This is a genomic window from Cellulomonas biazotea, assembly GCF_004306155.1.
In the GTDB taxonomy this organism is placed as follows: Bacteria; Actinomycetota; Actinomycetes; order Actinomycetales; family Cellulomonadaceae; genus Cellulomonas; species Cellulomonas biazotea.
The window spans coordinates 1-5,715 of the sequence record NZ_BIMR01000269.1 but is presented as its reverse complement, the minus strand read 5'-3'; the positions used below and the strand labels follow the sequence as shown (position 1 = coordinate 5,715).

At 74.9% G+C, this 5,715-nt stretch carries 6 protein-coding genes; all 6 read right to left on the bottom strand.

What is annotated here, in order from left to right:
* Positions 1-993, bottom strand: a 993-nt coding sequence (locus CBZ_RS16025) for a putative baseplate assembly protein (protein ID WP_130782495.1), incomplete at its 3' end; no start/stop codon positions are given.
* Between the two features lies 1 nt (position 994).
* Positions 995-1,444, bottom strand: a complete 450-nt coding sequence (locus tag CBZ_RS16020) for a GPW/gp25 family protein (RefSeq protein WP_130782494.1) — start codon at positions 1,442-1,444, stop codon at positions 995-997.
* A 13-nt stretch (positions 1,445-1,457) separates the two neighbouring features.
* Positions 1,458-3,338 (bottom strand): VgrG-related protein, encoded by a 1,881-nt coding sequence (locus CBZ_RS16015; RefSeq protein WP_130782493.1) that lies wholly within the window; start codon positions 3,336-3,338, stop codon positions 1,458-1,460.
* Positions 3,325-4,176, bottom strand: a complete 852-nt coding sequence (locus CBZ_RS16010) for a CIS tube protein (RefSeq protein ID WP_165446813.1) — start codon at positions 4,174-4,176, stop codon at positions 3,325-3,327. Before CBZ_RS16010 ends, CBZ_RS16015 begins: the two co-directional genes overlap by 14 nt.
* Before the next feature lie 3 nt (positions 4,177-4,179).
* Positions 4,180-4,617 (bottom strand): phage tail protein, encoded by a 438-nt coding sequence (locus CBZ_RS16005; RefSeq protein ID WP_130782492.1) that lies wholly within the window; start codon positions 4,615-4,617, stop codon positions 4,180-4,182.
* A 52-nt stretch (positions 4,618-4,669) separates the two neighbouring features.
* The gene (locus tag CBZ_RS16000; protein ID WP_130782491.1) at positions 4,670-5,437 is read right to left on the bottom strand and encodes a hypothetical protein; all 768 of its coding nucleotides are present in this window, start codon (positions 5,435-5,437) and stop codon (positions 4,670-4,672) included.
* Positions 5,438-5,715: the final 278 nt, after the last annotated feature.

Below are 5,715 nucleotides of genomic sequence, written 5' to 3'. Positions count from 1 at the left end.
GCCGGGCCCGGCGGCGACGTCGAGCGTGAGGGGCGGGCCGGCGACGACGGGCCGGTGCTCCAGGGGGAAGACCTGCCCGGGAACGCCCTCGGACAGCCCGACGACCTCGTCGAGGACGGTCGACGCGTGCACGGCGGCGACCGTCCCGCCGATGGTGAACGCGCTCGCCTCGCGGACCGTCGGGGACGCCGAGTAGCCGGTGTAGTCGGTGTCGGGCGGCACGACACGGCACCGCAGCCAGCCCGCGCGCCGGTCGGCCAGGACCGACGCGGTGTGGGTCGCCGGGACGTGCAGCACGACGTCGCCGGGCCGGTTGAGGCCGCCCGTGCCGTCGGAGTCGACGTCGCACGACACCCACGCGCGCCCGTCCCACGCCTCCCAGACGATCGGCGGGTGCCGCGGGTCGACGCCGACGCCCTGCACGTCCGAGTCGAAGCGCAGGACCACGACGCACGACGGCGCGGCGTCGTCGAGGCCGAGCAGCAGCACGTCGTCGAGCTGCGGGACGTCGGCGAACACGGGGAACGGGTCGCGGAACGAGAGCTGCTCGTCGTGCGGGACGGCGTCGCCGCCGGGGCGCTGCGTGAGGACGTGCACGAGCCGGCGCGGCGGGACGCGCAGCGCCGCGGTGGTCGTGAAGACGACGGCCTCGTCGCCCTCGGCGCGTGCGGTCGCGGCCTCGGTGCCCTCGGGGACGACGACGGTGTCGTCCTGCGGGGCAGACAGCCACATCGTCACGTCGACGGTCGCGGCCCCGGCGGGGTGCAGGCGCACGCCCAGCAGGTCGAGGAACGAGACGTAGAGCCGGTCGGGCACGCGGTTGAGCCGGTAGAACAGCTCGTCGGCCATGAAGGCGACGGTCTCGATGAGCGTCACGCCCGGGTCCGACACGTTGTGGTCGGTCCACTCGGGGCAGCGTCGCTGCACCATGCGCTTGGCGTCGTCGACCAGGTCCTGGAACCGGCGGTCGTCGAGGTTCGGGGTGGGCAGCACGTCAGGCGCCTCCGCTCGTCGGCCCGGAGCCGCCCGTGCCCGCGGGGGTGCCGGGACGCTCGTCGGGGATCGTGTAGAAGGGGAAGACGAGGTTGCGCGGGTCGTTCGTGCCGCGCAGCGCGTAGACGACGTCGATGTAGAGCAGCCCGCGCTCGACCTGGTCGTAGCGCACCAGCACGTCGCGCAGGTCGATGCGCGGCTCCCACCGGTCGAGCGCGACGCGCACGGCGTCGGCGATGGACCCGGCGGTCGACGCGTCGGCGGGCGCGAACACGTAGTCGTGCACCGCGCACCCGAACTCGGGGCGCATGGGCCGCTCGCCGGGGGAGGTCGCGAGGATCAGCCGGATGCTCTCCTCGATCTCCCGGCCCTCGCGGGACAGCGCGATGCGGCCCGTCGGGTCCGTCCGGACGGGGAAGGCCCACCCGGCGCCGATGAACTCCTGACCCACGTCGCGCCTCCCGTCAGTTGATCTTCACGAGCGAGCCGCGGACGGTCGTCATGCCGGTCGAGGACAGCTCGGCCTGCCCCTGCGCGGCGACCTTGACGGACGCCCCCTTGAGCTCGGCGGTCGCGGTGCCCTCGAGCGTGAGCTTGGGGCTCTTCACGACGACCGACTTCGAGCCCTCGAGGGTCACGTCGGCGCCCTTCACGGTGACCGCACCGGTCTGCGTCGTCACCGACACGTCCTGCTGCGCGGTGACGGTGACGGCCTTCTTCGCGGTGACGGTGACGGGACCCTCGGAGATGATCTCGATCGCGGCGTCGGGCTTCTGGACGAGGCGGACCTTCTGCTTGCCGGCGTTCGTCGAGATCGTCAGCTCCTCGCCGTTGGGCGACTCCAGGTGCTCGACGCGCATGCCGGTGCGGGACACGAACACCCGCTTCTCGATCTTCCCGTCGGACCCGCCGACCTGGCCGGCCTCGGGCTTGTCCTTGCCGTTGTAGAGCCCGCCGAGGACGAACGGCTGCGCGAGGTCGCCCTCCGCGAACGCGACCAGCACCTCGTCCCCGACCTCCGGCAGCAGGTACGTGCCGCGCGCCGCGCCCGCGCCCTGCTGCAGCACGCGCGCCCAGCCCGACTCGTACGTGTCGGACAGGACGGGGATCGTGACCCGCACGCGCGCCAGGTCCAACGGGTCCTTCGCGTCGGTGACGATCGCCGTGAGCACACCCAGCGTCGGGGCGCGTCCCGCGGTCCCGCCCGCGCCCCCGCCGCCGCCCGTGCCGGACGTCCCGGCCGACCCGACGACCGTGCCGAGCAGCGACCGCTCCGAGACGCCCGCGACGGTGAACGACGTGACGTACCCCTGCTCCGCGTCGAAGTCGTGCCGCACGGCCGTGAGCACGTAGCGCCCGTCGAACGGGCTGCCCAGCCCGCGCACCGCGACCGCCTCGCCCGCGAGCATCGCCGGGTTGCCGTGCGCCGCGCCCTCGAGCTCCGCGAACCCGCCCGCGACCCGGTCCGCGAGCGCGACCGCCCGCAGGCGCACGTCCTGCATGAGCGAGAGGCCCGGTGCCGACTGGACGAGCGTCGGGCTGCCGAACGTCTTCGCGAGCTTCGCGGGGTCCGCGTCGGCGAGCTGCGCACCCGTCGTCTTGCCGGGCACCGTCGCGACGACCGCCTTCTTCTGCTGCACGTCCCAGCCGCGGACCTCGACCTCCGGCACCTGCCCGGCCGCCGTCACGGTCGCGCGCAGCCACTGCAGGTTGACGCCCTTCTCCAGGACCAGCGGGTTCTTGCGGGCCTCGTCGCCCGTCGCCGGCGCCTCAGTGGCCTGGACCGGCTCGGTGAGGTGCAGGGCGCCCGCGACGACCCGCAGCACCCAGCCGCGCTGTGCGGCGAGCGACGACAGGAACGTCCAGTCGTCGACGTCGTCCTGCACCGCGTGCTCGATCTGCGGGCCCGTCGAGACGACCTCCGCGACCCGCAGCCCCGCGCGCTGCCCGACCTTCTGGGTGATCTCCCCGACCGTCATCTCCCGGTACGCCTCCATGCGGCGGCCCCGGAACAGGCGGTGCGACGCGTCGAACCCGCGCACCACGGTGTGGAAGCCCTCCGGGTCGAGCTCCGCCTCGACGGCCGTGACCTCGCCCTCCAGCAACGGCGTCGGACCGCCCGGACCGCTCGCCTGCACCTGCAGCTTCACCTTCGCGCCGATCGTGAAGCCGCCCTTCGCGAGGACCGTGCCGTGCTCGTCGCTGAACCGCAGGACGAACAGGTCCGGCACGCTGCGCGCGCTGTCCACGTACCCCGAGACCATGAGGGGCGCGACGTCCGCGGGCAGCGGCGCGCCGTCGACCTCGACGAGCAGGGTCGCGGAGTGCTCCTCACCGAACGGCACCGGCGACCACCTCCCGGCGTGCGGGCGCGGCACCCTGCGGGCGCGGACGGGGACGTGTCGTCGGCGCCGCGGTGCGCTGCAGCTCGTCGGCCGTGGGCAGCAGCAGCCGCTGCCCCGGGCGCAGCCGCGTCGGGTCGTCGATGCCGTTGACGTCCGCGACCGCCCGCCACAGCGCCGCGTCGCCGTACTCGGCGTACGCGACCCCCGGCAGGCTGTCGCCCTGCACGACGACGTGCTCGCGGTGCGGCACCCGGCCGCCCGACGTCGGGTTCGTCCCCGGCGGCTCGCCCGCGAGCTCCTGCAGCGTCACTGTCGCGACCGCCCGCACCGGCAGCCCCGCAGGCGTGAACAGCGTGTACTTCACCGAGACCGACTCGATGTACGCGAGGAACCCCGTCAGGCCGCCCCACGCGAACTTGACCCACGGCGGCGAGTCCTTCTTCTGCCCGTGCGACGCGTCCGTCGGGATGCAGCAGCTGAACAGCTTCTCGACCGTCTTCACGACGTAGCCGTCCTGCTTCTTGCTCGGGTCGAAGAACACCGACTCGTCGAGGAACATCTCCAGCGTCAGCTTCGACGGCTGCGGCCCCTGGTACTGCGGCGGGCTCGACTTCGTGCTGCCGCGCGTCGTCGGGCGGGTCCACTTCGCCGACTTCGCGAGCGTCAGCTCCTTCGGGTTGAACTGGAAGTCGATCGACCCGATCACCGGCCCCGGCTTGTCGAGCGCGCCGTCGAGCGACGGCTCGTGCAGCTCGAGCTTCGCGTGCGTCAGCGTCGCCGCACCGCTCGGCGCGGCCGTCGCGGCGCTCGCGTTGAACCCCGTCGCGGACGTCCCCATCGGTCAGCCCCCCTTCCCGAAGCCGTGGTGCGCGAGCTCGAGGGTCTCCGTGACGACCTTCGTCGTGTCCGGGGTCAGCGAGGGCCCCGTCCAGCGGACCGGGACGACGCCCTGCAGCGTCCACCGCACGACCTTCGTGCCGTCCGTCGTGCGGGCCTCGATGCTCGCCGTCGTCGCGCGCAGCCCCTGGCTCACCGTCGACAGCCACGCCATGACGGCCTCGGTCTCCTTGCCGAGCGGCCGCGTGAGCTTGACGTTCGGGTACTTGACGCGGGTCGGCAGCTGCCAGATCCCCGTGTTGAACCCGCCCTCCTCGCGGCTCTCCATGACGACCTCGACGCCCAGGCCCTCGCACGACGCGAACGTGCCGAGGTCGTGGTCGTCGACGGCCACGTGGTACTGCAGGCCGACCGCGGTGGCGGTGTCCTCGAGCATCGTCATCGTCGCCTCCTTCCGGACGTCGGGCGGGTGGTCGGGCAGGTGGTCGGGCGGGTCATCGGTCGGTCCGGATGCCGCGGCGCTCGCGGTCCACGAGGAGCTGGCCGCGCACGCGGCGCATGAGCGGCGGCATGAGCTTGCGGGCGAGCTCGTCGAGGTCCGCCGGCGACGCCGCCGCGAACATCGACGCCGACGCGCCCGCCGCCGCCGTACCGGACGCGGCGTCGAGCGCCACGGGCGGGGCCGACGCGATCGGGGCGCCGTCCTCGGCGCGCTGCACCGGTGCCGTCGGGACGTCGGGCGGCGCGGGAGGCTGCGGCGCGACGACCGGTTCCGTGCGGCGCTGCACGACGGGGAGGGTCGCGAGGGCTCCGGGGCCCGACGTCAGCAGCGCCGGTCCCGCGGGGTCGAGCGACGTCGGGGTCGTCGCGTCGAGCGTCGGCAGGTCGGCCGCCGGGGCGAGGGTGAGGGGCGTGTGCCCGGCCGCGGCGCGCGGGGCGGAGAGGGCGACGGGCGGTGTGCCGGGCGCGTGGGCGCCGAGCGCGTGGGCGGGCGGGACGGCCGCGCCGGTGGGCGGGTGGGTGCTGCGGGACACGGTGACGAGGGACGGCGCGGGGCCGGTCGGGAGGTCGGGCCACGAGGCAGACGACGGGCCGGACGACAGACCCGCCGACGAGCCGGTCGCGCGGGCGCCCGCGTCGGCCGACGACCCGGAGCCGCCGCTGGTCGCCGGGACGGTCGTGGGACGCGTGGCCAAGTCGAGGCCGGGCGACGGTGGGGTGTCGCCGGGTCCGGTCGTCGGCACGGTCGTCGCCACAGTCATCGGCACAGTCGACGACGACGTCGGGTCGAGGGCGGCGTGCGCGACGGCGGAGTCGTCCGCGGTCGACCACCCTCCGCGGCCGCCCGCGCTGCCCGGGCCCGCGTCCGTGCTGGCGGACCCTGCGTCCGTGCTGCCCGGACCCGCGTCCGTGGAGCCTGAGCTCGCCGGACCGTCCTGGCGAACGGTGCGCTGGACGACGTCCGCCCCGCCACCCGCCCCGCCGGCCGGTCCGCCGTCGGCGCCCGCGCGGCCGACGCCCGCGCTGCCGGACCCCACCG

What these genes read in the sequence shown, in the direction of transcription:
- CBZ_RS16010 (WP_165446813.1), bottom strand. Translation starts at nt 4,176, where the DNA reads ATGGGGACGTCCGCGACGGGGTTCAACGCGAGCGCCGCGACGGCCGCG.
- CBZ_RS16005 (WP_130782492.1), bottom strand. Translation starts at nt 4,617, where the DNA reads ATGACGATGCTCGAGGACACCGCCACCGCGGTCGGCCTGCAGTACCAC.
- CBZ_RS16000 (WP_130782491.1), bottom strand. Translation starts at nt 5,437, where the DNA reads ATGACTGTGGCGACGACCGTGCCGACGACCGGACCCGGCGACACCCCA.